1 protein-coding gene is annotated in these 341 nt (G+C 59.5%); it reads right to left on the bottom strand.

Translation table 11 applies throughout. The features are described from left to right. The coding region (locus DDR33_RS25390) for a hypothetical protein (RefSeq protein WP_146198888.1) at positions 1-233 on the bottom strand (233 nt) is incomplete at its 3' end. Between the last annotated feature and the right edge of the window lie 108 nt (positions 234-341).

Raw genomic sequence — 341 nt, 5'->3', positions numbered from 1 at the left:
CGGCTGTCGTACTGGGGGGCGGCATAGACGAGGGCTTTCAGGGCGGCGGGGTCTATGGCGGTATTGCCATTGTTCCACAGCCCGGTCATGATCACACGGCCCAATCCGTCGTACTTGGTTACCTGCCACTGGTTCTTCTTTCTCTGCTCTGCGTCCTGGCTGGCCACGACCTGGTCCAGCTGATTGTATACCTGGTACTCCCAGCCCTTGCCGGGGACCTTCTTGGCACTCATCCGGTTGCGCTCGTCGTAGCGGTACTGGTAACACAGTGCGTTTTGTTTGTCAGGGCCGGGCATTCCGCTGTCGGCTTCTGACTTGGGGGGAAGGACATAGCACAGGTT

Source organism: Pararcticibacter amylolyticus (genome assembly GCF_003130405.1).
Classification (GTDB): Bacteria; Bacteroidota; Bacteroidia; order Sphingobacteriales; family Sphingobacteriaceae; genus Arcticibacter; species Arcticibacter amylolyticus.
The sequence above is the reverse complement of the archived record's forward strand: the minus strand, read 5'-3'. Positions and strand labels throughout refer to the sequence as shown.